The organism is Sulfolobus sp. A20 (genome assembly GCF_001719125.1).
Lineage (GTDB): Archaea > Thermoproteota > Thermoprotei_A > Sulfolobales > Sulfolobaceae > Saccharolobus.
On sequence record NZ_CP017006.1, the window covers coordinates 766,707 to 792,546 of the forward strand.

A 25,840-nucleotide genomic window follows, 5' to 3' on the forward strand; every position below is an offset into this window, starting at 1 on the left:
CTTTAATCCCTCCTAGCTAAAGCTATGGCTTCGATTAATGTAGTAAGCAATGCAATTATAAGAATGACTATAGGGAACCAATATGTCGCCAAGAGATCGTCTGCTAAAGTAGTAAAATTAACTGGCTTAAGTGATACTATTGAAATTTGAGGTAAAGATAAATAAATTGTAATCAGAAACAATAGAGCTATTGCTACCCCAGCAAGCACACCTATACCTCTACCTACAATTTTTATCTCCAAATCTTTGAACATTACCAGCGAAATCGCTAGAAAAGTTACAGTAGCACCTACATAGAGCAAAATATGGAAAACTGAATAAATTCCATACGTAGTAGGAGCTTCAAGAGCTATTAGCGCAGCTACGCTAACTCCTAAGAACGCTAAACTTACTGCACCATAAAACACATTTTTTGCTCTAACAATGTATATCGCAAACGCTATAGACATCACTCCAAAAAAGGCAAAAAGTATTATTTGTACTATTTCACTCGTCTGTAGGAACATACTTAATTCCCCTTTCCTCATCTATCACAGCCTTAACTTTCCTTACTGGTTTATTTTCTAGTGGAACTTGATCAACATCTTCATTGAATTTTGTTGGGTCAAATATTAGGTCTTTTCTCGATGTAAATACTAAGTCATGAACACCAGTTTCCTTTAAAGCATCGACTGGACAAACATCAACACAGAATCCACAGAACACACACCTACCATAGTTAATTTGCGGAAACTTCTTTCCTCCTTCAGTAACCATCTTCATTGCATCAGCAGGACAAATTAAAGCACATAAGGTACAGCCTATACATACATCCTTATATAGTCGTATCATTCCTCTATAACCTGTAGGTAAAGTCAAACTAGTTTCAGGGTATTGCAAAGTGATTCTTTTAGGTTTAACGAAATATTTTACACCAGTAGCTATAGATTGCAAATGTTCTGAAAATAAACTAAATATATTCTCCTTTTTATATTCTTTTACCTTATCCATATGAAACCCACCACCACACCAAGTAATAAGGAGACCAAAGCCAAGGGGAACAAGTATTTCCAACTACCCCTTAGAGCTTGATCTATCCTGTATCTGCCATAAACAGATCTCAAAAATACTCCAAAAAATACGACTATTGCAGCCTTAAAAACTGTATACACAGCTCCGGGAAGACCCGTAAATGGAAGCCAGCCTCCAATGAATAGATCAACAAATAAAAGAGCATAAACTAGATTGACTACATAAGATCCTGCCATTGTTAAAACGAATAAGAAGCCGCTGTATTCAGTGTAGGGACCTATAACTAACTCGGTTTCAGCTTCAACAATCTCAAATGGAAATCTTGAGGATCCGATAAGCATTGCTATTAGAAATACTAAAGCTGCTATTGGATTTGCAATAAATCCTGGAATATTGGATTCGACAATTTTAGCAATATCTAACGTATGATACTCAATAGCTAACGATAAAGTTGAAATAATTATTAGGACATCATACGAGACTGATAGATATGCCTCCCTTATTGATCCCACTACGGCGAATCTATTATTTGTATTCCAAGCTAGGAATATCACAAATATCGGGTATAAGGATTCTAAAGCTATTACTGTAATTAAATTATATTGGGTAAAGAATGGAACTAATACGCCCTTGCCTACTAACGGATCGTAAAACAACTTATAATATATCGAAAATATTGAACCATGATAGGGTATCACTGATACTGGTATAACCATCATAGGCAAAAATGCAAAAATTACCACGAGTATAGGTGATAATGCATAAAGCACTGGATTAACTCCATTAGGTATTATTATTTCGGAGAATACAAATTTTATTGCATCTGCGAATAATTGGAGTAATCCTCCTATCCTCTTCGAAGCATAATAAGGACCATATCTAAGTTGAACAAATGCTGCCGCTTTCCTCTCAAACCATATAGTAATTAGGAGGAATATTAAAGTAAATATTAAGCCTGGAAATATTACTGTTAGGAAAAATGATGGATAGAAGAAATAATATCTTAATGCGAACAGAATACTCATTATCTATCAGCCTCCGGAGGAAAATAATCTAAACTACCATAAATTGAAACTAAATCAGCATATCTTGCACCTTTACACAGTTCCTTAAAAACATAAATCAATCTATAGGAAGGAGTTATCATCCTTAGCCTATAAGGTTTAGAGGAACCGTCACTTATGACATAATAAACTAACTCTCCTCTACCAGCTTCCACTCTAGATATTGCCTCACCTTTAGGGGGTCTAAAAGAAGCATAATATCCAGGCATGACTACCCTTCTATATGTTTCCCAATATTTCTTAAGCCTAGTTGGAGGTATTTGCTTAAAGAATCTGTCACTCAAAATATTACCTTCTGGTATATTTTTAATAATCTGTTCTAATATTCTCATGCTTTGTTCAATCTCTTCTAACCTAACTAAACCTCTGGCAAGTCCATCTCCCTCCTTATAAACTGGTATCTCAAAGTCCAATTTGTCATATGCCGCATAAGGCTCTATTTTCCTAACATCATAATATACTCCCGAAGCTCTTAGATTAGGACCTACAGCACCCCATTTTATAGCATTTTCTTTGCTCATAACGCCTACATTTTCTAGCCTAGCCCTAACTGACGGATTGTAGAAAAAGATCTTCTTCCAGTCTTCAAGTCTCTTGCGCTGATACGATATAGCTTTTAAAGTCATTTCCTTAATCTCTTGTGTAATATCCCTTCTTACTCCGCCTGGAATAACATATGAATTAGTTACTCTAGCTCCCGTTAATGCCTCTAAGATAGTAACCCATACTTCTCTGTCTCCAAATCCCCACATAAATCCAGTAGAATGCCCTAAGAATATTGCGAGAATACCCAAACCATATAAGTGGCTTGCAATTCGATTTACTTCAGCTGCAAAACTTCTCAAGTATTGAGCCCTTTCTGGTACGTCGACTCCTAAAATTTTTTCTACAGCCATTATGTATCCTAAATTCATGTGAATAGAATCCAGTATTGCAGGCCTTTCTACTAATGGTATTAGATGAATGTAATTTCTATTTTCTGAGAGCTTCTCAACGGCTCTGTGGACATAACCTACATCTAAGTCTACATCCTCGATGATATCTCCGTTTAATTTCACAAATATTCTCATATGTCCGGATCCAGGATGTTGAGGACCTACATTTAATTCTCCTTGGATCGGAACTATTTCCACTGACATGCCGGTTGATGCTAAAAGTTTTTGTTGCAATTCATTTTCAGGCTGGCTTGTCAACGAAGACCCCCTCCGTTTTAATCTTAAATGACTTTCTCAGAGGATAAACTCCTTCAAAATCCTCATCTAGGAATAGCCTCCTTAAATCTGGATGACCTTCAAACCTTATCCCTAGCATCTCATATGTCTCTCTCTCCCCAGTCCAAACACTCTCAAATATATTATATAAAGAGGGAATAGAGGGATCTTTATAACTAGTCGAAACTCTCACAGCCACTATTATTTTAGCTAAGTTAAGATCAGAATAAGATGAAATGTGGTAAACTACCTCGAATTTTTCTTGTTCTGGATAATCGATACCAGTAACTGACTTAACGTGATCAAAACCTATAGACTTAAGATACTCCGCTACTTTCGTTAGGATAAGTTTATCAGGGATGGTAATCGTTATTCTTCTATCACTCTCAGTTTTCACTTGACACTTTAACTCGGTCTGAATCTTATTTAAAGTATCCTTAAGTGTCTCACTCATTATCTCCTCAACTCCCAATAACTTAATATATTAATTTGTCTTATTGAATAATATAGAACAGGATATAATAAAATTATAAACACAGCAATTATTATAATTAAATCCCTAAAGTATATCAAAGAGGTATAGTAATCAGAGAAGGTAATTGGTAATAGCATTACTATAATCGGCTCTAGTGTTGTATAAACTATTAGGTAGCCATAGTATTGTAACGGGAACCACAATCTACCTAGCCCAAATGGTATATTTCCAGCCTCAAATCTACTAACCTTTAAGGGATTAGGTTTTGACGGGAGTACTAGAGTCAGAAACTTATATCCACCATATCCGGCAGCTAAGAACACGACAATAGGTATACCAAACGCTAAAAGACCTTGAGTAAGTGACATTGCGTGATAAAATATAAAGTAAAAGGTTTAAATAACCTTTGTTAAAAGGTTAGATAAAAAAATATATACAACAATTGCATTTATTTAATACTTTCCAAGATTGTACGCGAATTGATTACGCATTTTTTTATGCCCTCTCTCGGCACTCCCTCAATACATCTTTGGGATATAAACTCTACATTGTAATTTTTAAATATCTCTTCTAATGTTATATATTCATCCCTTATGAAATTCTCGTGTATAATACAATTAGGTCCAGCATATCTAAATAGTCTAGGATGGACTTTTTTGACCTCCTCTAACATCTTCCATGCAACGGCACGTATTTCCCATTGTGCTCTGCTACACAGTCTCAACGCGAAGAAGTTGTACAGTTCCCTAGCATTCATGGTAACGACAATGTTCGTGTTAACACCATTAGGCAAAACATATCTGGCGTCTTCCTCTGGCACTCCGGAAGAAAGTAATTGAAAATATAGATCGTAAGCCTCTTTATATGCTTTTTCAACTATTTCTTTTGCTCTGTTTGCTGCACTCTGTGGAATTATGGGCTTGTAGAACTCATCTATAGGTTTGGCAAAACGGTGTGACATCTGCGTGTAAGATGCTATCCTATGCCTAACAAGCTGATGAGAAGCAACTCTTGATAACCCCTCAACGGAAAAAGTATAGACGGAATGCTCGAGTACAGACCAGTAACCATGAATAATTGCATCCCTAATCCATGTTTCTATTTCCTCATCTGACATGTCTTTCTCATGGTGCTCCCATCCTTTACGAGATCTGCTCATCTTAGCTGCTATTGCAATTACTTTCTCGCCATCTTTAGTATAGGAAACAAGCTTAACGTTCATCATAATACACTTACCTTATATAAGTAACTCTATTTATACTGAAAATAAAAGGGATTGTGCTTATCAGAATTGAAGGCTTTACCTTAGGTATTGCGATTATAGATTAGCTGGCATCGAAGATATTATAATTAATAAAAGTAGGATTAAGTATCATATAACTTATAAATATAAAAAACGAGATACAATAATCTTACCATAATCTAAAACCTAAGAGCTTTCTAGCATGCTAAACTTTTCTACCAACCTAGTTAAAATACCAGCGTTTTTCTCAGCATCTTTCTCTATTTGGTCAAAAGTTTTCTTTATTTCCTCGTTTTGTAATGACGAGATCTTTTGCTTATAATAAACTATTAGTTTTAATTCCTCCTCTAATGCGTCAAGAATGTTTTGGAGTTCTTTATTATCTATTTTACTATTCTTTAAAGCTAAATCCCTTAAACATGTATAATGAACTACTCCTTTTTTCATATATGTGAACAATTCGTCCCAATATATAGTATTATTACACAAGGCGCATTTCCACTTAGTAGCTGGACGACTCATAAGTAGTAGAAGATTTATATCTAAAAAAGCCTTACGGTTTATGATGATAATAACAGCCCAACTTTTAAACGATTCAAAGTTCTATGAAAAGCCGATACTATTATACTTTACTACTGATCAGTGTAAAAAATGTGAAGAATTGTATGAACAAATGAAGAATCTATATATATTATCTAAATATTACGCTATTCAAGTAAATGCAATTGAAAATGTAGAGTATACTGTAAGGCTAACTAGAGGTGTGATTCCCACTATCACAATACTTACTCCAGATTTAAAGATCTTAGGCATAATTGAGTCGGTTGATGTTAAGTTTATAGAATCTAGACTAAGGGACATTTTAGACGATTATAAAAATAAAAAAATCATAGGTCTCACAATAAATGGTTTCATTCCAGAGCCATTAGAGTTATCACCATTTGTAATCTACGATACTGTTAACAAAGTAATAGAGGGAGAACCTGCTGACAGTAGAATGATTGAGGTTTATCTTACCTACACTAATATATATAAGGATTATTTAAAGGCTAAAGACAAAATAAAATTTCAAGACAGTTTAGCTGAGTTTCTTCTGAATAAACAAGCCAAGATTAACGTAGATAAAAAATATTTAGCTAATATAGCAATGTTAGTGAATTACGGAATAGCTGACATAAAGGAAGTATTAGAGTTATTAAATAAGGACACTGGAGAGGTTTATAGAAGTTCGTTAAGAGAGAATAAGGGTATATTACTAGATGAAGCATTAGCTGGAAACGCGCTATTAACAGCTTATGAGTCAAGTTTTGATGAAAACTATCTAACTTTAGCTATTAGGATTGCTAATTATATTAAGGAAAATTTGCAACATGAAAAAGGGTTTAAAGATATCAAAGGTAATGACGATATAACAAATATTCCCTATTTAGAGCCAATATCTAATGCTGAGACAGCAATATTTTTCTCTAGATTATGGAATATAACTAATGATGAAAGCTATAAATCACTATCGCTTAAAGGTGCTATGAGTGCGCTAGGAGCTAGTACCTCAAATCCTAAAGTCTTGGCTAGAATTTCTATTGCGTATATGAAATTGTATGAAAGTATAAAGGCAAATCAAGTCTTAAATATTATAGATTCTAGGGTAGAAATAGTAAAAGATAATAATTGCGAAAAAGGAAAACTATATTACGATGGGAAATGCTATACAAGCATACATGAAATTGTACCTAAATCTTTCTAAAATACCTTATCATATATTTACCTAAAGCTCTATTATTTCCACCCTCACATACTATCCTAAAGACTCTGTACTTATCACTGGAAAATAATTTAGATATAACTTCAAAACCATAGTTTTTCAGTGTTATTGGTGCATCCACGGAAGATATCCCAGTTAAAATTAGGTGATCAGCTGAAACTTGACTAATTATCTTATCTATAGTATTGTTAACTAACGTAGAACCGAAAATCACTGCAGTAGAACAATACTCCTTGGTTAAAGTAGAAAATGGTCTTATTTCAGTATTACCTATCTTCCTCGTTTCGTTAGAAGCGAAATCATAAGTTATTATAGTATCAAAGTTTGATGCAGATACTTGTGGTGTATATCCGAATACGCACAGTTTTACCCCAGAGTAAAGGCTAAGCGGATCTCCTTGAGTATATGAACTTTGCTCACCTAAAGAATTCAAAATAGCTAATGAGACGGATCTCTGCAGATTACTATCAAGGTTTTCGATTACAATATCGTATGCATTAGCACCTACTATTTCACCTGCATGAGAAATTTCCCCATCAACTATAGTATGTGAAATTCCTATTGATTGATTATCTAACATAACTGCAGTATAGATAGGGCTTACACAGACATTTACTATCTTTCTTTGCTTCAAGGGATAAGCTAATTCCTCAATTATTTCCCGTAATATCACCTTCCTCCACCTAAGCTATAATATTATTTTATCTCTGTCGTATATAGGCTCATTAACTTCCTTATTAGGCAAAATAATAGTACCTTTGTTAATTAAGATCCCATCACCAGTAATAACTTCCTCTCCTAAAATAGAGCCCTCTAGTACGTGATTCCATTTGCCTATTCTACTTTTATCCGCAATAATAGAGCCAGTTACAAAAGTATAATCTTTTACCTCAACATTATTCATTAATATACTTTCAGAAATATAGCATCCTCTTCCAATTTTAACATTATCTCCTAAAATTGTATGAGACGATAAATACGCATCTTCTTTTATCACATTGTCTTGTCCAATATAATAGGGAGGAATTAAGGTTGAACTTTCACTTACCTTAGCCGAGGGACCTATATATCCCTTGGGATATTTCTCTATAAGTAACTTGAAATTAAGCTTAAGATAATCATCTGGAACTCCTATATCTGCCCATATACCACTATATTTGTATACTGCTATACATTTATTCGATTTTAAAATATTTGGCAAGAAATTTCTGCTTATCGATGAAGGGACTCTAATTGATTCAAATAATTCCTTTTTAAATATATATATACCACCATTTATTAAATTGGATATTGGTCTCCTGGGCTTCTCTATTAACTCAACTAGAATATCATTTTCAGTGTATAATACTCCATATCTACGAGGGTCATCAACTTCAACTCCCACTATTACGGCATCACAACTCTTCTTATAGTAAAAATCTAAAAGAGACTTAATATTCACCTCACTGAATACATCGCCATAAATCACAATAACGTCTTCATCTAAATTATATTTTTCGCTGAGTACTCTCAATGGACCAGCGTCGCCTAGAGGCTCATTCTCTACTTCAATCTTGACTTTATCTAAAAGATTAGAATTTTTTAGATAATTAATGATTTTGTCAGCCATCACTCTTAACGATAAATAGATATCATTAACATCCGAATCTATTAGACTATCTAAAGTATATCTTATTATAGGTCTATTAAGTAAGGGAAAAAGAGCCTTAGGCTTAGTCAAGCTTAATGGCCTTAACCTCGTGGCATAGCCTCCAGCTAATATAATCGCAGATACCATATTAAAGGTATAAGTTAATTATTAAAAAACCTATTCTACTTCAAGTATTTTTGTAGTTTCTTTTCAGCATAGTCCCAATTTACCACGTTCCACCATGCATTTACATAATCGGCCCTCTTATTCTTGTATTGAAGATAATAAGCATGCTCAAATTCATCAAGGATTAGTAATATTGGCAACTCAGCTATATGATTCTGGAAATGATTCTCGAAAGTCATGATCTGTAGATTTCCAGACTCCACATCATAATATAATACTGTCCAACCAGTACCGGGTAAGGAATTTGCTGTCTCAGTAAATACTTGCTTAAACCTATCATAGCTACCAAATTGTTTAACTATTAAATCAGCAAGAGCTCCGCCAGGATTGCCTCCGCCTTTTCCAGAGGGAGCCATATTATCCCAATATAGTGCGTGTAACTTGTGCCCATTTATATTAAAAACTAAGCCACGCATTAGACCTTGTACATCATAATGCCCAGATGGCAAATCACCTTTGATTACTTTTTCTAATCTCTCTAAAAATGAATTAGCCCCAGTTACATATCCCTTATGATGACCATTATAATGTACGTCAATTATATCTTTGCTAATGTATGGTTCTAATGCATCTACCTTATAAGGTAAAGGAGGTAGCTCGTATCTTTTGAATTGTATTTGGACTGCCATGATGTTATGTTAGCTCTTACTATTTATATCTTTATCTTACTAAACCTAGTAAAAAATATATATCAGCCAAATAATATAATTAGATGATGGTTTTTAAAAATCTAGAGTTGAATACTAGCACTATATATAATTATGCAAATAGAGTAGTAGTTTCTATAATCAATTCCATATTAGCTTTTAGGATAGCATATATTTTCATAAACATTAACTATGCATATTTCATATCAGCGGTAATAGCGGCTATTTCTTTCTTTTTATACACCCCAATGTCAATAGTCTTATTATTATCATATTTAATCGAAAATGCTGTAATTAATAAACAACTTTATAACATTTCGCTTACTCCATTAATTACTAGCTATTCCACGGAATATCTAATATTACTGATTATATCGGTGATTCTTCTGATCATATTACCTCTTATTACATTTATAAAGTATGAATCTGTTAATAGTGTAATCACTTCAGATTCTATACTAATCTCCTTAATAAATCCCTTCTTTATATTGTTTTTACCTTTTGGTATTGCCGAGAAAAACCCTAGAAAGGTAGTTAATATATTATCAACATTTCCCATTTTAGCCTTAATTAATAAGTTAATTTTTGACATAAACAATTATTTTTTATGGATATTCGTTGCCCTTACAATAATCTCTGGGGTATTACTCGGAATAAATAAGATATATAGCCTAGTTGGAAGTCTTACGTTATTTCTGGCACTTTATCTAATTAAATTAAACATTTTAGCATCGGTCATAGTATTTTTAGCAAGTACTGTTATAAATCTTGTGCCAAGTATTGTGGAATTTGTTAATTCTAAGTATCATATTAGAAACGAAATAATTAATAAGAAGAGCTCCATATTAAACGAAATAAATGAAATAGATAAGACACTAAATATGATCAAGACAATATTTAATGATAATACTGAATTTATAGCAATCATTCAGAAATATTCAAAAATGTTAGATAATATAAAAAGTTCTATAAATAGTTCAAATAGTATTAATGAATTAAGTAATTTCGAAAAAGAGTTCAATGCAAGAAAACTTGAGCTCGAAAGAAGAATTAATGATTATTTATTTGAGTTAATATCTGAATATAATGATATTATAGAGAAAATTAAGAAATATGGAATTATATTGGAAAGAATTGAAACTCCAAATGAATTAATAAGACTAAATGAGAGTGATATTCAAAAAATTCAACTAATTTCAAGCAAAATTTCCGCTACAATAAATCACATATATAGAACTCTAAATAACATAAGTAATTCCCTAAAATCAATGCTTGGTATAGATTTAAGTAAGGAAATCAAACTTATAGATATTCATATAGCTCTGGACTATTTAAATATTGCCTTATCGGAAGATAACATCAAAAGTTGCAAGAATTGTATAGATATGTTATTAAAATCTCTGCAATATATGAATTCTATAGAGTATCAATCTCCATCAAGCCAAGAAATATTAAAGGTTATTATTAAGATAAGCGACGAAAAACCCGCCACATTTATATTGAAAGCTAAGGATGTGTTAGAGCAAGGGCTAGAAATTAACATAGATAGACTAAATAAAATAATTGAAGAATATAATAAAATTGTTAATGAAGTTCCCTTACTTTCCAAATATAAGAGCACTGAATTATTAAATCAGATCCAAAACGAATTGAGAGATAATTCAAAACCCATATGTAAGAGGCTTGAGATCATAGCGTCATCAGTGGAAATTTTAGCAGATGTAATGAACATAATTAAGGATAAAAGTAAAATAATAGATGTGATAAATTTGGTTAATGAGAACTATGATATTATATTCCAGAAAGTATTAGAAGAAGGTTGTATAAAAATTATGGATTTAGGGATATCAATAAATTATGCAAAATATATAGAGTTAGCACTAGAGGAGAAGGATTCAAAGCTGAGAATAATTAATGACTCTATATGCTATATGAAATAAAGCCTTTTTCCCAATCTTATAGATACAAATAGGCATTATATTAAAAAGTTTTATAATAATTCTACCTCAGTTATCATTAATTAGCTTGAACCTATATATTTGATTTTGTATTTGATTTTTAATAAAGTAGCAAGCCAATTAATCCTTAAACGTGCTTAGAGATTAAATAACTTCTGAACCTTTACCTTAATCTCCTTATAATTACTTCAGCGTGATCGTCAACTAGATTAGCTTTATACAGATATCTTGGTGCATTTCTAAGAAGTTGATGAGTGCATAATACTCTATCCTTATCTATTATTACTTGAACGCTATCACCTATCTTCATGCCAACTAGATATTTCGAAAGCTCTAACATGAATTCCTCGCAACTTTTCCCGCGAAGATCAAGGATAGTCATAAATGATACTACTTCTCTCAGATTAAAAAAGTTACAAACACTGTTTTTTTAAAAATGCAAAATTAAAGTACATTATATCTGATCTGCTCCCTATTTCTAGCCTTTATTTCTTTTTGTTCCCTTTCAACCTTTTCCCATAATTCGTCATAGTTTTCTAACATGAATTTATATACTTCTAATACCCTGCTCATTGTTTGATTATCTGAAAGAGGATGAATTCTGAGTCCAACCCTACCTACTGATCCTCCTCTTATCATTAACCAGTGAGCAAAAACTTCAATAGGATATCTCTGCGAGACTATGTCTTTGCTAATTTTTTTCTCGTATAGCCAGTACAGCTCTCTTATAAAATTAGACGAAATATTCTTGAGAAACTTTGGCTTCCACTCTTCCATATACTTATCTCCTTCCTTCAGCATTACGTTCCTTAGATAATTATAATACTCCTCAGCAGTATCCTTTTCTAAAAATACTAAACCAGTAACGGCGTATATAAAATCCTTTTGAGCTAAAAAGGAATCGAAATCCCTATTGACATAAAGCCACGCAGTGGCTGCAAAGGAGTCTACAATTCCTAGCATTAGCTTCTCAACTAATGTATTTTTATCAATTTGTCTAACTACGCTATCTCCCTTCAATATCCTCTCAAATTCCTCTAAATCTACGTTTCCTGCATAAATTAATTTTCCGTCAACGAAAATAGATGGAGTAGAAATAACTCCCCTCTCAAAGGCTATAAAAGGGTAAAGTTCAGTGTCTATTATTTGAACCTTCCCTAATAAACCCTTATTTTCCAGATATTCTAGCAATATATTACATTCTATACAATTCTTGTGTGTGAAAACCTCGACTTTCATTCCTTTTTCACAGTTTTATTTTTCTAGCATTCAAACAATTAAGTTCTCTCTTCCACCATAAGCTATTAAATCTCTTATCAAGTAGCCACACCGTAGCCTTATCGTTAGGACTTCTTATAGCCCTGCCAATTGACTGTTTAACTGATATTAATGCTTGTATTCTAATTAATTCGTCACTAATATCTTTTTTCAGCATCTTCGATATGGCATCTGCTCTTATTTTCAAGTAATCGTCCACTGGTGGAAAAGGAATACCAGCAACTATCACATCAGAAATTAAGCTTCTACCATTGCTAACTAACTCTACGCCCTCTGATAATTTTCCCCTCGCTATTCCCATTATTAAACTTTTGGTATCTTTTATCGAAATCATTACTTCTTCTATGGAGGTGTCTGGCGTTTCCTTTATGTAATTTATATTACTTAAATGCCTAGAGACTTTATTCATGAACTCGTAACTAGGAAATACTGCCATTACATGTAATGAAGAGTTATAGAATATCTTTAATAAATATGATGCATACTTTTTAGCCATTTCCTCTGATCTTAACGCATAAGCGGATGTAACATCTAATGAGATAAAGCACTCATATGACCCAGAGACCTTACTTTTAACTGCTTTCTCGACGTCAATATATATAATCTCTCTTCTATTAATTCCGATGATATTTTTTAAATAATCTAGTGGTGGCATCGTACCAGACATTAGCATGAAAGTTAAATTTTCATCATTTAATATATTTATAAAATCCGATGAAATTATATACTTAGCAACCAGTGAGTCAGAATAGGAGAATACCTTAATTCTTTCATCTTGTATGCTGTATAGAAAGCGTAGTATATTGCCTATATAATTTTTACTGATTTTGCCGCTTTTTATCATCTCTTGTCTAATATCACTATACTCATCTTCTAGAATTCTTATCTCATCATCACTTAATCTCAATTCACTTATGTCACTAACTAATATGTTCTTCTCATCAGGATGTATAAGCTTGCTAGTCGTATTCTTTAATTTTTCTAAAATTCGTCTCGCTTCATTAGACCTAGCTTGACTTATAGCCTGGTCTAGGCTTCTTTTACTAAGTCTTTTCTCGTCTATGCTAGAAATGTTATCAATATTATGAGCTTCGTCGATTACTATTATGTACTTGCTGAAATCTATATTAAGTAGATCTCTAAGCCAAGGAAAGAACAAGTAAGGGTACGTCATAATAATGACATGAGCATAATTAACGCTGTCTAACAATGAGTAATAAGGACAAAAATTAGCACTTTTTCCCTCTTCTTTCAACTTATTTAAAAAGATGCTAGGCGGATCTTTGATAGTTAACTTATAAGTTAAGCCTTTATATGCTGAGCATATATTGCAATAAATATCTTGAGGGTCAACGTCTTCTGAAGTATACAAACAAGCTGATGATTTACCAATGATAAAAGCTAGGTCCTTATCACTATAATATGTTTTTAATTCTCTATACACTGGGAAAAACTGATTATGAGTTCTAACTACAAATATTAATCTCTCTTTAACTTTAAAACCTACATGTAGTGCAAAAATGGTCTTACCACTACCTGTAGGAGCTTGTAATGCTACTAAAAAATTCTGTCTTAACGCTTGAATTACTTTTTCTGAAAGTTTTTCTTGCCACTCTCTAAGCTTCACATTATAATAATTCTGGAGTGCTTACTATAACTTCTTCTAACATTATGTATTTAACAAATGGTTTTTCGACTATAGGCAAAATTGTCTTAACTTTGCCTCTAACCTTAACGACGTTCATTATATTAAACACTCTCTCTATCTTTAATGAACTCTGCTGAATGTTACTAACTATTTCACTCGATGGTGGAACCGAAGTAACTATTATCGCTTTTATTTCTGTATTAGGAGAGCTCTGAGCTATCTCAATAATTCTATAGTCCAGCTTACTTCTAAGATCTTCCTTAATTTCTAACATCTTTATACTCCTCTATCTATTAAATGATAAGACTAATCTTATAAAGTAATTGTTAAATGATTTTTATATAACCTTTAATACAGTATATTATTTGCTTAAACTTTCCTTTTTTTATAATTTAAATAAATATAATGAATAAAAAATATTGATACTAACTTGTTTATGACAAAGAGAGTACTATATGATGAACATAAAAAAAAGTAATTGTTGAATCTCTCGATAGCGAGATTCTCCTTTTTATAAATGTTTATCCCTAAATAGAAATTCTTAAACAATTTATGTAGTATTTTTTAAGCCAAAAATTAAGTTAGACTTATCTAAGACGTGAAGAAACCGAGATAACAGTAATAAATAATTTTCTTAGGTAAATGACTGCCCTGTAATCGATCTACATGAAATGCAAAAACTCTTTTAATGAAAAGTTGTGATATAGTCTTTATACAAATTTTTGGTTAAGTAGCACATCTAATTTACAAAAGTCTATAAGATTACGTTCAAGAAAAGGCAGTTTATTTATACTTCCTAACATATGTTTTTGCTAGAATGGAAATAAGGCTTAAGAGAAGTGATTTTAAGACAGGTGAAAGGAAAAGAATTGATGCCAATGGAAGAGGGATAATTATATTTTGTTTAGGTCCTAATAAGTTCTTCGCATTTGACGATAAGTGTCCTCATTTGGGATGTGATATTTTTAAATACGGAGTAATCATAAAAGAAGAGCTAATCTGTCAGTGTCATTTTTCTCATTTCTCTATATACGATGGAAGTCCTAGGAAAGGAGCCTCCAAAAAGCCAATAAAGACTTATAAGGTAAAAATTGAAGATGATAATATAGTAATATATGACTAGCATATCTTAACTTATAGAGATTTTTGCGCCTAATGAAATTAGATCCTTCCAATAATTAGGATTGCTCTTATTTACGCACTCAGCCTCTTCTACTGTCCCACCACTAATTAATCCTAGCACAGAAGAAAGCATCGCAACTCTGTGATCATTATAACATTTAGTTATGTTAATACTTCTCACGGCATCTATGCCTTTACCAACTATAGAGAGTGTATTATCCTCAACATTAACCTCTATGCTATAAGAATTAAGGATGTCTTTTATACTATTAACACGATCGCTTTCCTTAATTCTTAACCTCTTTATATTGTACAGCTCACTAATACCGTAGGCAATCCCAGCTAATCCAGAGATGGGCATTGCTAGATCAGGGATATCATCAATATCTAACCTTATAGGCGAGTATTTATGTTCAGCCCTCAAGTACCATTTTCCTTCGTCATATATACTATAAGCTCCCATCTTACTAAATATTTGAACTATATTATGATCGCCAAAGTAATTCCCAGGCTTCCATAAATTGTAAATAGTTAATTCTCCTCCCGTCACTAAAGAGGCTAATGCATAAAATGCGGATAATCCATAATCTCCTCCTACTTCTCCATCATACTCCTCTAACCTCAAGGTTTCTATAGTTATTATATTATCTTTAATATTTACTCTAGAACCTTGTTTATTGAATATATCAGCAGTAAGATAGACGTAACTTCTTGATGAAAATGGGGGAATTACCTCTATTTTCCCGCCATTCAAAATATGTAGAGCATAAATTAGTCCCGATATATATTGGCTACTCTCGTCTCCATGTATTTTAATGTAATCTGAGTTTAACTTTCCACTCATCTTAACGGGCAAAGACTCAGAAGAGAATTTTACACCATAATTGCCTAATGTCTCGACCACTCTTTTTATGGGTCTTCTTCTTAGAGGCTCGTCGGCATCTATTATTACCTCCCCTCCTACAGCAGATATTATCGGAATTAACATTCTGAGAGTAGTAGCAGAACCTTTCAGCTTAATATATTTCTCCTTTATCTCAAGACTCTTAGGTGGAATGAACTCAAAATCGTTGTTTACATTAACACCTAGTGCCTTTACAGCATTTATCGCATCACTTACATCCTCAGACAATACGAGATCTTTTAATTTAACTTTGGTAAAGAGAGAGAGAAAAATTAATCTAATAGCTATACTTTTAGACTGTGGAGCTTTTATCGTACCAGTAATTTTAGATGGATAAATCTTTGCAATCAAGATTCATTGGCCTAGTTATAATAACGTTTCCATATCTCTTAAGAATTTCGTATACTGGACCTTCATCGCCTTCCTTTACTATGGCGAAATATGAAGGACCGTTACCGCTTATCCCACTAGCAACAGCACCTTTCTTTAATGCGTCTCTTACGGGATCAAGGGAATATCCCAGTAAATTGGCTATCAAAATACCATTAAGTTTCATAGCCTCCAGAGGATCTCTCAACCCAATTTGAAAGATTTCTTCAAATATCATTTGAAAGTCTCTTAGCTTCTTTATATCTATATTAATTTGTCTTCCTCCTCTTAATAATACAAGTACTGATATATCTTCGATGGGTTTTTGAACTTTTATTATTTTAAAATATTTATTGTAAGTATAAGATATACCGCCACAAAAGGCAGCTGTAGCGTCGTCAAGTGCACCAGTGTAAGATACGCCTGCCTTAATAGAGAGAATAGCTGATAAAATGGGAGGGAAAATGGGATCCTTTATATCAAATTTCCTATATATCTCGCTAATTAATGCTACTGAAACTGCACTACTACTTTTTAGGCCTCCTTGTTGAGGTAATTCCGAATTAACTTCCACTAAAATATCCGGTATTGAATATTTTTCCTTAAAATAATCTATAATTATTTTTATTAAATCTGTCTCTTTTGATCTATCTCTTATTCCTTCCTTAACATTAACGCTGACCTTCATATTTAAAGCCATTGTAGAACCATACCATGAAGGTAAAGCGTTTACTATTGAGACTCCACCGTAGGCTTGCATAAATTAACATACCTCCTCCAACGTTCTTCCACAGTCTTAGCTTGCTCTTCAGATAACCTAACTGTAGGAATTACACCAGCACGTAAAGCATGATCAACTAATACGATTGCTACCATTGCCTCAACTACAGTAACTCCTCTGATTGCTACAGCTGGATCATGTCTGCCTATAACTGATATCGTAGCCTCTTCTAAGCTTCTCAAATCTACCGTTTTTTGTGGCTTCCTGATCGAACTTGTAGGCTTAAACGCACATCTAAGAACTATGTCTTCACCATTAGTTAATCCGCCTAATATTCCTCCAGCATTATTATATCTCCAACCTAATCTGTTATCTTTTCTAATAATTTCATCATTAGCCTCACTACCTTTCATTTTAGCCATTTTAAAGCCTAAGCCATATTCGAATCCAACTACAGCAGGAATGGACATTATAGCCTTAGCTAAATCAGCTTTCAATTTATCGAAAACTGGTTCGCCTAAACCTATCGGCGGATTTCTAACAATTATCTCAGCAATCCCACCGTAACTATCACCGTCTTGCGTAGCTTTCCTTATCAGATCCTCGTATTTAGCCTCAAGGTCTTTTTTACTAGCTCTTACCGGACTGTATTTAGAACATAATACCTCATCGAATGATACTTCATTATTTAACTCTTCTGGTCCCAAACTTTTTAAATGACCTGCTACCCATGTGTCGGTTAACATTAACAGTTTCTTAGCTATAGCCCCTGCAATCACTCTACTTACAGTTTCTCTAGCACTTGCTCTCCCACCCCCTCTATAATCCCAGTTTTCGTATCCATATTTCATAATGTAAGGCAAATCAGCATGTCCAGGTCTTGGTTTATATCTTATTTCTTCATATAATGACGAAATTACGTCAGAATTCTTAACTATTACAGCTATTGGCGCACCAGTAGTCCTTCCGTTAAATATACCACTTAATATTTCAGGCTCGTCCTTCTCTCTTCTCCCAGAGACATATAATCTTCCAGGTCTTCTAAACTCTAATTCAAACCTTATATCATCGACAGATAATGGTAGACCAGCTGGTAGCCCGTCTATTACTACTCCTACTGATGGACCATGACTCTCTCCGAAAGTAGTTATTCTATATCTCTCGCCTAATGAGTTTCCTGGCATAAAGATACTCTATAATCTTTTCATAAGGAACACTCTTATTAAACCATATCTTCTCAGATTCCATTGCTTGTCTTACTAAAATTTCAATACCATCTATATATTTAAGACCATATTTTTTAGCTTTTTTAACTAATTCAGTCTCTACCGGATCGTAAACAAGTTCTATCACAAATTTAGCGTTTTTTACACACTCGTCAGTTACTATAGAAGGATTAGGTGTAGCATTAACTATTAGATCGTTATTGTTATCGCAGTTCTTTGTAACAACTGCATTTATTCCATTTTTGTTCAAAGAATTAACTAATTCTATGGCTTTCTCAGTGGTTCTGTTAAGTATTTTCAAGAAACATCCCAACTCTCCTAAGGCGAAAGCAACAGCCTTTGAAGCCCCACCTGCCCCAAAAATTTGACATGTTAATCCACTAATACTATTAAACTTCTCCGAAACTAAGACCTTTATTGCCATGTAATCTGTATTAAAGCCCTCACCTCTAAATATCGTATTGATAGCTCCGATTCTCTCATAAGCATTGTTTATTCTCTTCAAGTACGAAATAACCTTCTCTTTATAAGGTATCGTAACATTGAGCCCCTCCGCCACTTCTAATAGACCTATAACTGCATTATTAAACTTCGTCTCATCTAAGTCAAATACCAAATAGACAGCATTTACTCCAAGAAGTTTAAACGAATAATTATGTATATAAGGTGATAAAGTGTACTTGATATTTTTTCCGATTAGACCATATAGTTTGGTGTTGTAATTTATTTCCTCAAACATTGAAACGCAAACCCCTTAATAATCTCTAAAGGTACATCAACCCCTTTCCAGCTTCCTATCCTTGTAGGAAATGGCATCTTTATAACATTACCTCTATGTTTTTTATCCCTTTCAATAGCAGATATTGCCTTATCCAAATTTATGTCATATTTAAGTTGTGAAACATCGTAAGGTAACCCATATAATTGAATTAGCCATAAAACGTCTTCTACCACTCCCTCCTCAGCATATCCTAGTTCCTCTGCTATCTTAGCTTCACATAGCATTCCAACAGAAACAGCGTAACCATGAGCAATCATGAACTCTGAACCCGCTTCGATTGCATGTCCAATCGTATGACCAAAATTTAATACTATTCTTATACCTTTATTCTCCCTTTCGTCTTCTTTTACCACATTTATTTTATCAAGAGATGATCTATAGATAATTTCTTCTAATGCCTCTTCATCCTTAGCTAATATTTTATCCTTATTAAGGGACAAGAAGTCATATAACTCTTTATCTAGAGTAAGTCCATACTTTATAACTTCTGCTAATCCCTTTAATAACTCATCAGCTGGTAAAGTTTCCAAAAATTTTAGATCAGAAATTATTAACGAAGGTTGATAAAAGGTGCCAAGGACGTTCTTTATATCCCCAAAATTTACTCCATTTTTCCCTCCTATCGAAGCATCAACCATACCTAAAAGCGTCGTAGGTATATTAATTAAGTTAATACCACGCAGATAAATTGAAGCTACGAAACCTGCCACATCTGTTACTGTTCCTCCTCCTAAGGCAACAAGATAATCTCCCCTATCAAACCCTCTATTAAATAACTCCTTAATGATTAACATAACATTAGATAAATCCTTTGAATCTTCTCCATCATTAATCGGAATATCATAAAATCTTTCCAAATATGTTTTAATTCCATCAACATTAATCTTCTTAGAATGAATCAGAGCTACGTTCTTATCCTTAATTTCACTTAATTTGCTTAAAGCCCCTTTTCCTATAACAATATTTACCTTGGAACAACATATGTCTTCAGAAATCTCTATCATAATCCTCTACCTAAGGCTTGGGCTAAGCTCCTTATCCTATTCATTAAGACCTCGAATGACTCTATTGTTAATTGTTGTTCAGAATCACTTAATGCTTTTTCAGGCTCCGGATGGACCTCAATCAGCAGCATATCAGCTCCAGCTGCTACTGATGCTAATGCTAATGAGTGAACTAATTCTCTTCTACCAGCAGGATGACTAGGGTCAGCACAAATAGGTAAGTGAGTCATCATTTTTGCTGCTATCATTCCACCTATATCGATAGTAAATCTAGTAGACTTTTCGAAAGTCCTTATTCCTCTCTCACATAATACAACGTTTCCATTACCTTCGAGTAGAATATACTCAGAGGCTTGTAGCCATTCTTCAACAGTATTTCCCATTCCTCTCTTTAACAGCACTGGTTTCCCTATTTTACCCACTTCCTTTAACAAGGAAAAATTCTGAGCGTTTCTAGCTCCTATTTGAACCATATCTACATATTTCTTAAATATTTCTGTATCTCTAGTATCCATGATCTCAGTGACTATTGGCAATCCAACCTCATCTCCAACTTTTCTCAATAACTTTACTCCTTCCTCGCCTAAACCTTGGAAAGAATATGGACTAGTTCTAGGCTTATAAGCTCCTCCTCTAAGCAAAGAGGCTCCTGCTCTTTTAATTCCTTTAGCCGCAGTACTAAGTTGCTCCTCGCTTTCCACAGCACATGGCCCGGCAGCAACGACTATCTTATTTCCACCAATTTCAGTATCTTTAACCCTTACTATTGTAGGTTCCTTTTTCCAATCATTACTTGAAAGAACATAAGATTTCCTCACGTTTACAGCTATTTCTATACTATCATCTACAATATCTTTAGCGTACTGATCTGGCCAAACTAATAATAAGTTCTTGCCATATAAATTGAGAAACTTATACGATGCAGAGGATCTGTTAAGCTTTTCTTTAAGTAATGAAGTATCTACGTTGGCTTTTAAAATATAGAGCATCATTTCGTTTCCCCATCTAAATTTTGTTTAAGCTTTTTAAGTACTTCTAAACCTATACTTCTAACCTTATATGCATATGGGTTTTGGCGTTGAATTTCAAGAATGATATCTTTTATTTCATTGACTCTAGACAAAACCTTAAATATCTCCCTAAAATTAGTAGTGTGAAAATTCGAGATATCTACATTTAACTCTTTAGTTACTAAACTAATAGAATCAGAAAGACCTAAAAGATAATAATGCGAAAGTACCTGTACTATAGCCATAGCCTTCTCATGAGTTTCTACGTCAGTTATAACTGGAACTAAACCGGCATCTCTCCATAGTTTCTCTACTCTTACAATATCATCCTTAGTACTATTTTCTGAAGGAATTATTACTATTCTCTCTCCCACAGGGTAATCTATCGGACCAAATAGGGGATGTGTCGAAACAAATTTAAATTTAGCCTTTTTAGAAAATTCCTCTAAATATTTAAAAATTATTGATTTAGATGATGATATATCCATTAGGATCTTATTACTAAGTTTTCCTATAAAATCAGATAAATTTGCAACTATAACATCTGGCGGAATAGCTAAAATAAAGATTTCTCCCCATCCCGTTGCCTCGAGTGGATTCATGCTTACGCAGTTAAATTGCTTTGCTAGCATTTCAGCCTTATTAATATCTCTCCCAGTTATTGCTATTTCATGTCCAGCTAAGGAAAGTATTGAAACTAATGATCTAGCCATACCCCCGTAACCATAAACGACTATTTTTTCTTTTTCATTTACATTAATTTGCATTAACTTAGAATACGAAAAAATAACGGGTAGAACAGATTCCACAAAAGACTGAGGTATACCATACTTTCTTGAATTAACTAACCAATTCTCCCTAACCTTATTTTCCCTACTCTCATCAGTAATAGAATTATTTCTCTCAGCTTTTATCTTACCTATCTTTCTAGATAATTCTAGACGGAGAGCAAAAAGTTTTATTATTTGCTCATCAATTTTATCTATTTCCTGCCTCAGCTTGGCTAATTCTCCACTCATTTATTTCAATAAATCAATTGCCTCCCTTATAATACTTTTATAGTTTATATTGTAATAGTCTAAAAGATCCCTCTGACTTCTAGCTGATCTGCCAAATGTAGTTGCACCTATAAATCTCATTGGAACTGGATATCTCCTAACTAATACCTCGGCAACAGCTGAACCCACACCGCCATATATACTATGTTCCTCTATAGTGATCACTCTACCAGTCTTTCTGGCATAGTATTCTATTGTATTCTCATCTATTGGTTTAATTGAAAATAAGTTAATAACTGCAGTACTTATACCCAATTTTTCTAATTCTTCAGCAGCCTTTAAAGCGTCCCATAAAACAACTCCTGCCCCCACTATTGTCAAATCAGTACCGTCTCTTAACACATAAGCCTTTCCTATTTTGAACTCATATTCATTATTTACAGTAACCGGTGGTGAATAGTCCCTTCCTAATCTGTAATATATAGGACCTTTTTCCTTTATTATTACTGGCAAACTTCTCTCCACATCCTTTGGATCAGCAGGCACGATAACTCTCATGTTAGGTATTACCCTCATTAAGGCTATGTCTTCTAAGGCTTGATGGCTAGAACCATCACCATGATCACTATATCCAGAATGTGTAACTACAATTTTTACATTTAAATTCATTCTACCAATAGTATTTCTTATCTGCTCCCATGCTCTCAATAAGAACATTGCAAATTCTACTACCATAGGTTTTTTTCCTACTGCAGACAGGCCTGCAGCGAAATTTACCATATCTTGCTCGGAGATACCTACATTAAAGTACCTGTCAACAAATTTTTCTTTAAAGTAAGCTGCCCTAGTAGAGTCTCCAACATCAGCAGTAATAACTATTAAGTCCTTATCTTCCTCTCCCAGTTTCAGTAATAATCTTCCGAAAGTCTCACGCATCGAGTAAATATTTCCTTGCATCATCTGGACTCGACCTCTGTTTCTTAGTGTTTTCTATTTGGGCAAAACCCTTACCCCTAAGGGTGTTTGCAAATATTACAACTGGCTTATTAGCTTTGAATGCCTCTTCAAGAGCGTTGGATATACTAATGAAATCATGACCATCACAGTTTAATACTTTCCATCCTACTTCTTCCCATACTTTAGGTAGGTAGTTCTTAGGCTTTATTTCATCCGTACTACCGTCTAACTGAAATTTGTTCATTTCTACAAAGGCTATCAAGTTATCTAAATTCCTTACTACAGCATGTGTCATAGCTTCCCAAACTTCTCCTTCATCTTGTTCACCATCGCCCATTATCACATAAACTCTACCGTTACCTCCAGACATTTTAATCCCAGTAGCAACCCCTATACCAAAACTTAACCCTTGTCCTAAACTTCCCGTGGACATGTCAACGCCAGGAATAAACACTTCTGGATGACCTTGAAGTAAACCAGCCACATCTTGTATTCTCCACAACTCTTCTTCCTTAATATAGCCCTTTTCTGCCAATAAGGCATAAAGTGCAGGCGCAGCATGTCCTTTACTTAGGATTAACCAATCCTTATTTACTATAGTTGAATCATTCCTTATATATTTAAATATTAGCGTTGTTAGAATTTCTATACTGCTTAATGATGAACCTACATGTATTGTCTGATCATAGAACAACATTTTGATTACATTCTTTCTGGCTTTTTCCGCTATTTGCCTTAATCTATCTAATTCCTCTACTGATATTGGAGTTCCATCACGCCCTCCACCTTTTTCCATTGGAACAACATCAGACCCCAATTGTAGTAAGAAAAACTTATTTTTAAAGATTATTCTACATTATAATTTTGTGGAAAGATATTCAAGGCAACTGCTAGTATTAGGGCTTGGTTTGCAACAAAAGCTAAGTGAACTTAAGGTGCTCATAGCTGGATGCGGTGCATTAGGTAGTACGATAGCAGAGTTGTTAGCTAGGCTAGGTGTAGGAGAGATAACAGTTGTTGATGCTGATATAGTCGAAGTATCTAATTTGCATCGGACACACTTATTTGATGAAAGAGATATTGGAAGGCCTAAGGCTGAAGTTTGTGGAGAAAAATTAAAGCTGATAAATCCATCAATTAAGGCTAATTATATTATTGATATAATAGATGAAAAAAATATTGAAGAACTAATAAAAGATAAAAACTATATTTTTGATGGATTAGATAGTTTATATTACAAATTACTGCTTAATGACGCAGCAGTAAAGGCCGGAATACCGCTAATATACGGAGGAATCAATGGTGAATATGGCTCAGCTAAATTAATATTACCAAATAAGACTTCATGTCTTTCTTGTTATATAGATTATGATAGTAATGAAGAACAAAATGCATGTGAAGTTATAGGAACTACTCCCCTGATAGTAGAATTAACTGCGACTGTTCAAGTTAATTTGATGCTAAACCATTTAAGAGGAGCTGAAGATAGTAGACTATATTACATAGACTCCAAAGAAATATCAATAGATAAAATATATATAGAAAAGAATCAGAAGTGTAGAACTTGCTCTTTAAAAGAGTTTCCATTTTTGAACTCTAAAAAAGAAAAACCGAGCTGTGGAATATTTAGAAGCTATATAAATGTTGAAGGTCTCGAAAAACCCAAAATTTCAAAAATAAATGAGTCTATATTATTATGTTACCCAAAGATTGGTTGTTTTGAGAAAAGGGGAAGATAATGGATAAAAAATACGTTGTTTCAGCTTTTTTGCCATTCGTAGTAATTATAGTTTATGCAATTATCTTTAAAATTAATGTATTACATGTAATATCAGAAGATCCTAAATTCTTTCTACTTTTTCTAGCTTCCTACTTAGGTCAAAACATAGTAACTTCATTTAAGGATTCAATGATAACTCGATTAAAGATTGGTACAACTACAAAAGGTAGACTAGTAGGAAACTCTACTGGTTTACTTATTCCAGGCTGGGCTGGGCAAGAGCTAGCTAGAAGTTTAGTGTATAATAAGTATGGACTAAACCTAAGGCAAGCCTTTAGTTATTCCATTTTAGTAGGTTCCATTGACGTATTAGGAATTTGTGTAGGTTATCTTTTATTTCTCCCAATATATTTCAATCCTTTAGAAATAATATTTATAATAGTTACTGTTTCAAATATTGTGGGATGGGGATTGGCTTTATCCTATTTTTATTTTCAATCATCCAAGTTAAATAGAGTTGAATCTTACTTATTCAGAGTAATTAAAATGGAGCATATTGCTACTAGTTATCTCGAGTTTAAATCATACCTTAGAGAAGGAACTAACAAGGAACTCATAATCTATACAATAATTTCAATACTTAGTTTCACAATTTATGGGATATATTTTTATTACATAACTCATAACATTATATTATCAATCTTTATATCATTCTTATATCAAGCATCAACGCTAATACCTATCCCATCTGCTGCGATAGTAGGAGAATTAGCGCTTTCGATATTCTTAAATCCTTCTTATGTTTTCATCACAAGATTAAATTATATCGTGTGCAACATGATAGGCTTTGCGTTCTTCAAAGATATGCATTTTGAAGAACTTAAAAAATGGTCTAAAGAAGTTTTAAAGAGATAG

General features: G+C 33.3%; 29 protein-coding genes. 5 read left to right on the plus strand and 24 right to left on the minus strand.

Annotated elements, in window-relative coordinates; translation table 11 throughout:
• Window positions 1–2 precede the first annotated feature (2 nt).
• From BFU36_RS04190 to BFU36_RS04225, 8 genes are all read right to left on the minus strand, one after another.
• Entirely contained in the window at window positions 3–506 is a 504-nt protein-coding gene (locus tag BFU36_RS04190) for an NADH-quinone oxidoreductase subunit J (RefSeq protein ID WP_069282411.1), read from the minus strand.
• Window positions 487–990: an NADH-quinone oxidoreductase subunit NuoI gene (gene nuoI / locus BFU36_RS04195; RefSeq protein ID WP_069282412.1), complete on the minus strand. Its 504-nt coding sequence runs from the start codon at window positions 988–990 to the stop codon at window positions 487–489. The genes BFU36_RS04190 and nuoI overlap by 20 nt, the downstream gene beginning before the upstream one ends.
• The gene (gene nuoH, locus BFU36_RS04200) at window positions 978–2,036 is read right to left on the minus strand and encodes an NADH-quinone oxidoreductase subunit NuoH (protein ID WP_069282413.1); all 1,059 of its coding nucleotides are present in this window, start codon (window positions 2,034–2,036) and stop codon (window positions 978–980) included. Before nuoH ends, nuoI begins: the two co-directional genes overlap by 13 nt.
• Complete coding sequence (locus tag BFU36_RS04205) at window positions 2,036–3,268, minus strand: NADH-quinone oxidoreductase subunit D (protein ID WP_069282414.1); 1,233 nt, start codon at window positions 3,266–3,268, stop codon at window positions 2,036–2,038. The genes nuoH and BFU36_RS04205 overlap by 1 nt, the downstream gene beginning before the upstream one ends.
• On the minus strand, window positions 3,252–3,740 hold the full coding sequence (locus BFU36_RS04210) for an NADH-quinone oxidoreductase subunit C (RefSeq protein WP_069282415.1): 489 nt from the start codon (window positions 3,738–3,740) through the stop codon (window positions 3,252–3,254). The genes BFU36_RS04205 and BFU36_RS04210 overlap by 17 nt, the downstream gene beginning before the upstream one ends.
• Entirely contained in the window at window positions 3,740–4,129 is a 390-nt protein-coding gene (gene ndhC, locus BFU36_RS04215) for an NADH-quinone oxidoreductase subunit A (RefSeq protein WP_069282416.1), read from the minus strand. Before ndhC ends, BFU36_RS04210 begins: the two co-directional genes overlap by 1 nt.
• An 80-nt stretch (window positions 4,130–4,209) precedes the next feature.
• Window positions 4,210–4,986: an FAD-dependent thymidylate synthase gene (gene thyX, locus BFU36_RS04220; RefSeq protein WP_069282417.1), complete on the minus strand. Its 777-nt coding sequence runs from the start codon at window positions 4,984–4,986 to the stop codon at window positions 4,210–4,212.
• A gap of 204 nt (window positions 4,987–5,190) precedes the next feature.
• A complete protein-coding gene (locus BFU36_RS04225; RefSeq protein WP_069282418.1) occupies window positions 5,191–5,526 on the minus strand; it encodes a DUF2175 family protein in 336 nt (111 codons plus the stop codon).
• Window positions 5,527–5,569: 43 nt separating this feature from the next.
• Between BFU36_RS04225 and BFU36_RS04230 the strand changes: the two genes are divergently transcribed.
• A complete protein-coding gene (locus BFU36_RS04230) occupies window positions 5,570–6,748 on the plus strand; it encodes a hypothetical protein (protein WP_231961233.1) in 1,179 nt (392 codons plus the stop codon).
• On the opposite strand, the gene BFU36_RS04235 is transcribed toward BFU36_RS04230, so the two are convergent.
• Genes BFU36_RS04235 through BFU36_RS04245 form a run of 3 tightly spaced genes read right to left on the minus strand, consistent with a single transcriptional unit; the run spans window position 6,735 to window position 9,211 of the window.
• Complete coding sequence (locus BFU36_RS04235) at window positions 6,735–7,439, minus strand: Rossmann-like domain-containing protein (protein WP_069282420.1); 705 nt, start codon at window positions 7,437–7,439, stop codon at window positions 6,735–6,737. The genes BFU36_RS04230 and BFU36_RS04235 overlap by 14 nt on opposite strands.
• A gap of 15 nt (window positions 7,440–7,454) precedes the next feature.
• Window positions 7,455–8,543, minus strand: a complete 1,089-nt coding sequence (locus tag BFU36_RS04240) for a sugar phosphate nucleotidyltransferase (protein ID WP_069282421.1) — start codon at window positions 8,541–8,543, stop codon at window positions 7,455–7,457.
• Window positions 8,544–8,578: 35 nt separating this feature from the next.
• Window positions 8,579–9,211 (minus strand): superoxide dismutase, encoded by a 633-nt coding sequence (locus BFU36_RS04245; protein WP_069282422.1) that lies wholly within the window; start codon window positions 9,209–9,211, stop codon window positions 8,579–8,581.
• Between the two features lie 83 nt (window positions 9,212–9,294).
• On the opposite strand from BFU36_RS04245, the gene BFU36_RS04250 reads away from it, so the two are divergent.
• The gene (locus tag BFU36_RS04250; protein WP_197490543.1) at window positions 9,295–11,169 is read left to right on the plus strand and encodes a hypothetical protein; all 1,875 of its coding nucleotides are present in this window, start codon (window positions 9,295–9,297) and stop codon (window positions 11,167–11,169) included.
• A gap of 181 nt (window positions 11,170–11,350) precedes the next feature.
• Here the strand turns inward: BFU36_RS04250 and BFU36_RS04255 are convergent, their stop codons facing one another.
• The 4 genes from BFU36_RS04255 to BFU36_RS04270 all read right to left on the minus strand — a co-directional run bounded on the left by BFU36_RS04255 (window position 11,351) and on the right by BFU36_RS04270 (window position 14,387).
• Window positions 11,351–11,569 carry a hypothetical protein gene (locus BFU36_RS04255; RefSeq protein WP_069282424.1) on the minus strand — a complete coding sequence of 73 codons (219 nt, stop codon included), beginning with the start codon at window positions 11,567–11,569 and terminating at the stop codon, window positions 11,351–11,353.
• 62 nt (window positions 11,570–11,631) lie between these two features.
• The gene (locus BFU36_RS04260; protein WP_069282425.1) at window positions 11,632–12,426 is read right to left on the minus strand and encodes a thioredoxin family protein; all 795 of its coding nucleotides are present in this window, start codon (window positions 12,424–12,426) and stop codon (window positions 11,632–11,634) included.
• 7 nt (window positions 12,427–12,433) lie between these two features.
• Entirely contained in the window at window positions 12,434–14,092 is a 1,659-nt protein-coding gene (locus BFU36_RS04265; protein WP_069282426.1) for a helicase C-terminal domain-containing protein, read from the minus strand.
• A gap of 1 nt (window position 14,093) precedes the next feature.
• The gene (locus tag BFU36_RS04270) at window positions 14,094–14,387 is read right to left on the minus strand and encodes a hypothetical protein (RefSeq protein ID WP_069282427.1); all 294 of its coding nucleotides are present in this window, start codon (window positions 14,385–14,387) and stop codon (window positions 14,094–14,096) included.
• A gap of 543 nt (window positions 14,388–14,930) precedes the next feature.
• Here BFU36_RS04270 and BFU36_RS04275 point away from each other — a divergent pair.
• A complete protein-coding gene (locus tag BFU36_RS04275; RefSeq protein ID WP_069282428.1) occupies window positions 14,931–15,236 on the plus strand; it encodes a Rieske (2Fe-2S) protein in 306 nt (101 codons plus the stop codon).
• 6 nt (window positions 15,237–15,242) lie between these two features.
• Here BFU36_RS04275 and aroA read toward each other — a convergent pair whose 3' ends face one another.
• Genes aroA through BFU36_RS04320 form a run of 9 tightly spaced genes read right to left on the minus strand, consistent with a single transcriptional unit; the run spans window position 15,243 to window position 24,001 of the window.
• A complete protein-coding gene (aroA, locus tag BFU36_RS04280; protein WP_069282429.1) occupies window positions 15,243–16,490 on the minus strand; it encodes a 3-phosphoshikimate 1-carboxyvinyltransferase in 1,248 nt (415 codons plus the stop codon).
• Entirely contained in the window at window positions 16,465–17,268 is an 804-nt protein-coding gene (locus tag BFU36_RS04285; RefSeq protein ID WP_069282430.1) for a shikimate kinase, read from the minus strand. The genes aroA and BFU36_RS04285 overlap by 26 nt, the downstream gene beginning before the upstream one ends.
• Window positions 17,241–18,413 carry a chorismate synthase gene (gene aroC, locus BFU36_RS04290; protein ID WP_069282431.1) on the minus strand — a complete coding sequence of 391 codons (1,173 nt, stop codon included), beginning with the start codon at window positions 18,411–18,413 and terminating at the stop codon, window positions 17,241–17,243. Before aroC ends, BFU36_RS04285 begins: the two co-directional genes overlap by 28 nt.
• Window positions 18,382–19,194: a shikimate dehydrogenase gene (locus tag BFU36_RS04295; protein WP_069282432.1), complete on the minus strand. Its 813-nt coding sequence runs from the start codon at window positions 19,192–19,194 to the stop codon at window positions 18,382–18,384. Before BFU36_RS04295 ends, aroC begins: the two co-directional genes overlap by 32 nt.
• Window positions 19,179–20,240 carry a 3-dehydroquinate synthase gene (gene aroB, locus BFU36_RS04300; RefSeq protein ID WP_069282433.1) on the minus strand — a complete coding sequence of 354 codons (1,062 nt, stop codon included), beginning with the start codon at window positions 20,238–20,240 and terminating at the stop codon, window positions 19,179–19,181. Before aroB ends, BFU36_RS04295 begins: the two co-directional genes overlap by 16 nt.
• Window positions 20,237–21,232 (minus strand): 3-deoxy-7-phosphoheptulonate synthase, encoded by a 996-nt coding sequence (aroF, locus tag BFU36_RS04305; protein ID WP_069282434.1) that lies wholly within the window; start codon window positions 21,230–21,232, stop codon window positions 20,237–20,239. Before aroF ends, aroB begins: the two co-directional genes overlap by 4 nt.
• Entirely contained in the window at window positions 21,229–22,269 is a 1,041-nt protein-coding gene (locus BFU36_RS04310; protein WP_069282435.1) for a chorismate mutase, read from the minus strand. The genes aroF and BFU36_RS04310 overlap by 4 nt, the downstream gene beginning before the upstream one ends.
• The gene (locus BFU36_RS04315) at window positions 22,270–23,208 is read right to left on the minus strand and encodes a transketolase family protein (RefSeq protein WP_069282436.1); all 939 of its coding nucleotides are present in this window, start codon (window positions 23,206–23,208) and stop codon (window positions 22,270–22,272) included. It lies immediately after the preceding gene.
• Window positions 23,177–24,001, minus strand: a complete 825-nt coding sequence (locus tag BFU36_RS04320; RefSeq protein WP_069284583.1) for a transketolase — start codon at window positions 23,999–24,001, stop codon at window positions 23,177–23,179. The genes BFU36_RS04315 and BFU36_RS04320 overlap by 32 nt, the downstream gene beginning before the upstream one ends.
• Here BFU36_RS04320 and BFU36_RS04325 point away from each other — a divergent pair.
• Window positions 23,904–24,944 carry a HesA/MoeB/ThiF family protein gene (locus BFU36_RS04325; RefSeq protein ID WP_083216348.1) on the plus strand — a complete coding sequence of 347 codons (1,041 nt, stop codon included), beginning with the start codon at window positions 23,904–23,906 and terminating at the stop codon, window positions 24,942–24,944. The genes BFU36_RS04320 and BFU36_RS04325 overlap by 98 nt on opposite strands.
• Window positions 24,944–25,840 (plus strand): hypothetical protein, encoded by an 897-nt coding sequence (locus tag BFU36_RS04330; RefSeq protein ID WP_069282438.1) that lies wholly within the window; start codon window positions 24,944–24,946, stop codon window positions 25,838–25,840. The genes BFU36_RS04325 and BFU36_RS04330 overlap by 1 nt, the downstream gene beginning before the upstream one ends.

What these genes read in the sequence shown, in the direction of transcription:
- BFU36_RS04190 (WP_069282411.1), bottom strand. Translation starts at nt 506, where the DNA reads ATGTTCCTACAGACGAGTGAAATAGTACAAATAATACTTTTTGCCTTT.
- nuoI (WP_069282412.1), bottom strand. Translation starts at nt 990, where the DNA reads ATGGATAAGGTAAAAGAATATAAAAAGGAGAATATATTTAGTTTATTT.
- nuoH (WP_069282413.1), bottom strand. Translation starts at nt 2,036, where the DNA reads ATGAGTATTCTGTTCGCATTAAGATATTATTTCTTCTATCCATCATTT.
- BFU36_RS04210 (WP_069282415.1), bottom strand. Translation starts at nt 3,740, where the DNA reads ATGAGTGAGACACTTAAGGATACTTTAAATAAGATTCAGACCGAGTTA.
- ndhC (WP_069282416.1), bottom strand. Translation starts at nt 4,129, where the DNA reads ATGTCACTTACTCAAGGTCTTTTAGCGTTTGGTATACCTATTGTCGTG.
- thyX (WP_069282417.1), bottom strand. Translation starts at nt 4,986, where the DNA reads ATGATGAACGTTAAGCTTGTTTCCTATACTAAAGATGGCGAGAAAGTA.
- BFU36_RS04225 (WP_069282418.1), bottom strand. Translation starts at nt 5,526, where the DNA reads ATGAGTCGTCCAGCTACTAAGTGGAAATGCGCCTTGTGTAATAATACT.
- BFU36_RS04230 (WP_231961233.1), top strand. Translation starts at nt 5,570, where the DNA reads ATGATAATAACAGCCCAACTTTTAAACGATTCAAAGTTCTATGAAAAG.
- BFU36_RS04240 (WP_069282421.1), bottom strand. Translation starts at nt 8,543, where the DNA reads ATGGTATCTGCGATTATATTAGCTGGAGGCTATGCCACGAGGTTAAGG.
- BFU36_RS04245 (WP_069282422.1), bottom strand. Translation starts at nt 9,211, where the DNA reads ATGGCAGTCCAAATACAATTCAAAAGATACGAGCTACCTCCTTTACCT.
- BFU36_RS04250 (WP_197490543.1), top strand. Translation starts at nt 9,295, where the DNA reads ATGATGGTTTTTAAAAATCTAGAGTTGAATACTAGCACTATATATAAT.
- BFU36_RS04255 (WP_069282424.1), bottom strand. Translation starts at nt 11,569, where the DNA reads ATGACTATCCTTGATCTTCGCGGGAAAAGTTGCGAGGAATTCATGTTA.
- BFU36_RS04260 (WP_069282425.1), bottom strand. Translation starts at nt 12,426, where the DNA reads ATGAAAGTCGAGGTTTTCACACACAAGAATTGTATAGAATGTAATATA.
- BFU36_RS04270 (WP_069282427.1), bottom strand. Translation starts at nt 14,387, where the DNA reads ATGTTAGAAATTAAGGAAGATCTTAGAAGTAAGCTGGACTATAGAATT.
- BFU36_RS04275 (WP_069282428.1), top strand. Translation starts at nt 14,931, where the DNA reads ATGGAAATAAGGCTTAAGAGAAGTGATTTTAAGACAGGTGAAAGGAAA.
- BFU36_RS04285 (WP_069282430.1), bottom strand. Translation starts at nt 17,268, where the DNA reads ATGCAAGCCTACGGTGGAGTCTCAATAGTAAACGCTTTACCTTCATGG.
- aroC (WP_069282431.1), bottom strand. Translation starts at nt 18,413, where the DNA reads ATGCCAGGAAACTCATTAGGCGAGAGATATAGAATAACTACTTTCGGA.
- BFU36_RS04295 (WP_069282432.1), bottom strand. Translation starts at nt 19,194, where the DNA reads ATGTTTGAGGAAATAAATTACAACACCAAACTATATGGTCTAATCGGA.
- aroB (WP_069282433.1), bottom strand. Translation starts at nt 20,240, where the DNA reads ATGATAGAGATTTCTGAAGACATATGTTGTTCCAAGGTAAATATTGTT.
- aroF (WP_069282434.1), bottom strand. Translation starts at nt 21,232, where the DNA reads ATGATGCTCTATATTTTAAAAGCCAACGTAGATACTTCATTACTTAAA.
- BFU36_RS04310 (WP_069282435.1), bottom strand. Translation starts at nt 22,269, where the DNA reads ATGAGTGGAGAATTAGCCAAGCTGAGGCAGGAAATAGATAAAATTGAT.
- BFU36_RS04315 (WP_069282436.1), bottom strand. Translation starts at nt 23,208, where the DNA reads ATGATGCAAGGAAATATTTACTCGATGCGTGAGACTTTCGGAAGATTA.
- BFU36_RS04320 (WP_069284583.1), bottom strand. Translation starts at nt 24,001, where the DNA reads ATGGAAAAAGGTGGAGGGCGTGATGGAACTCCAATATCAGTAGAGGAA.
- BFU36_RS04330 (WP_069282438.1), top strand. Translation starts at nt 24,944, where the DNA reads ATGGATAAAAAATACGTTGTTTCAGCTTTTTTGCCATTCGTAGTAATT.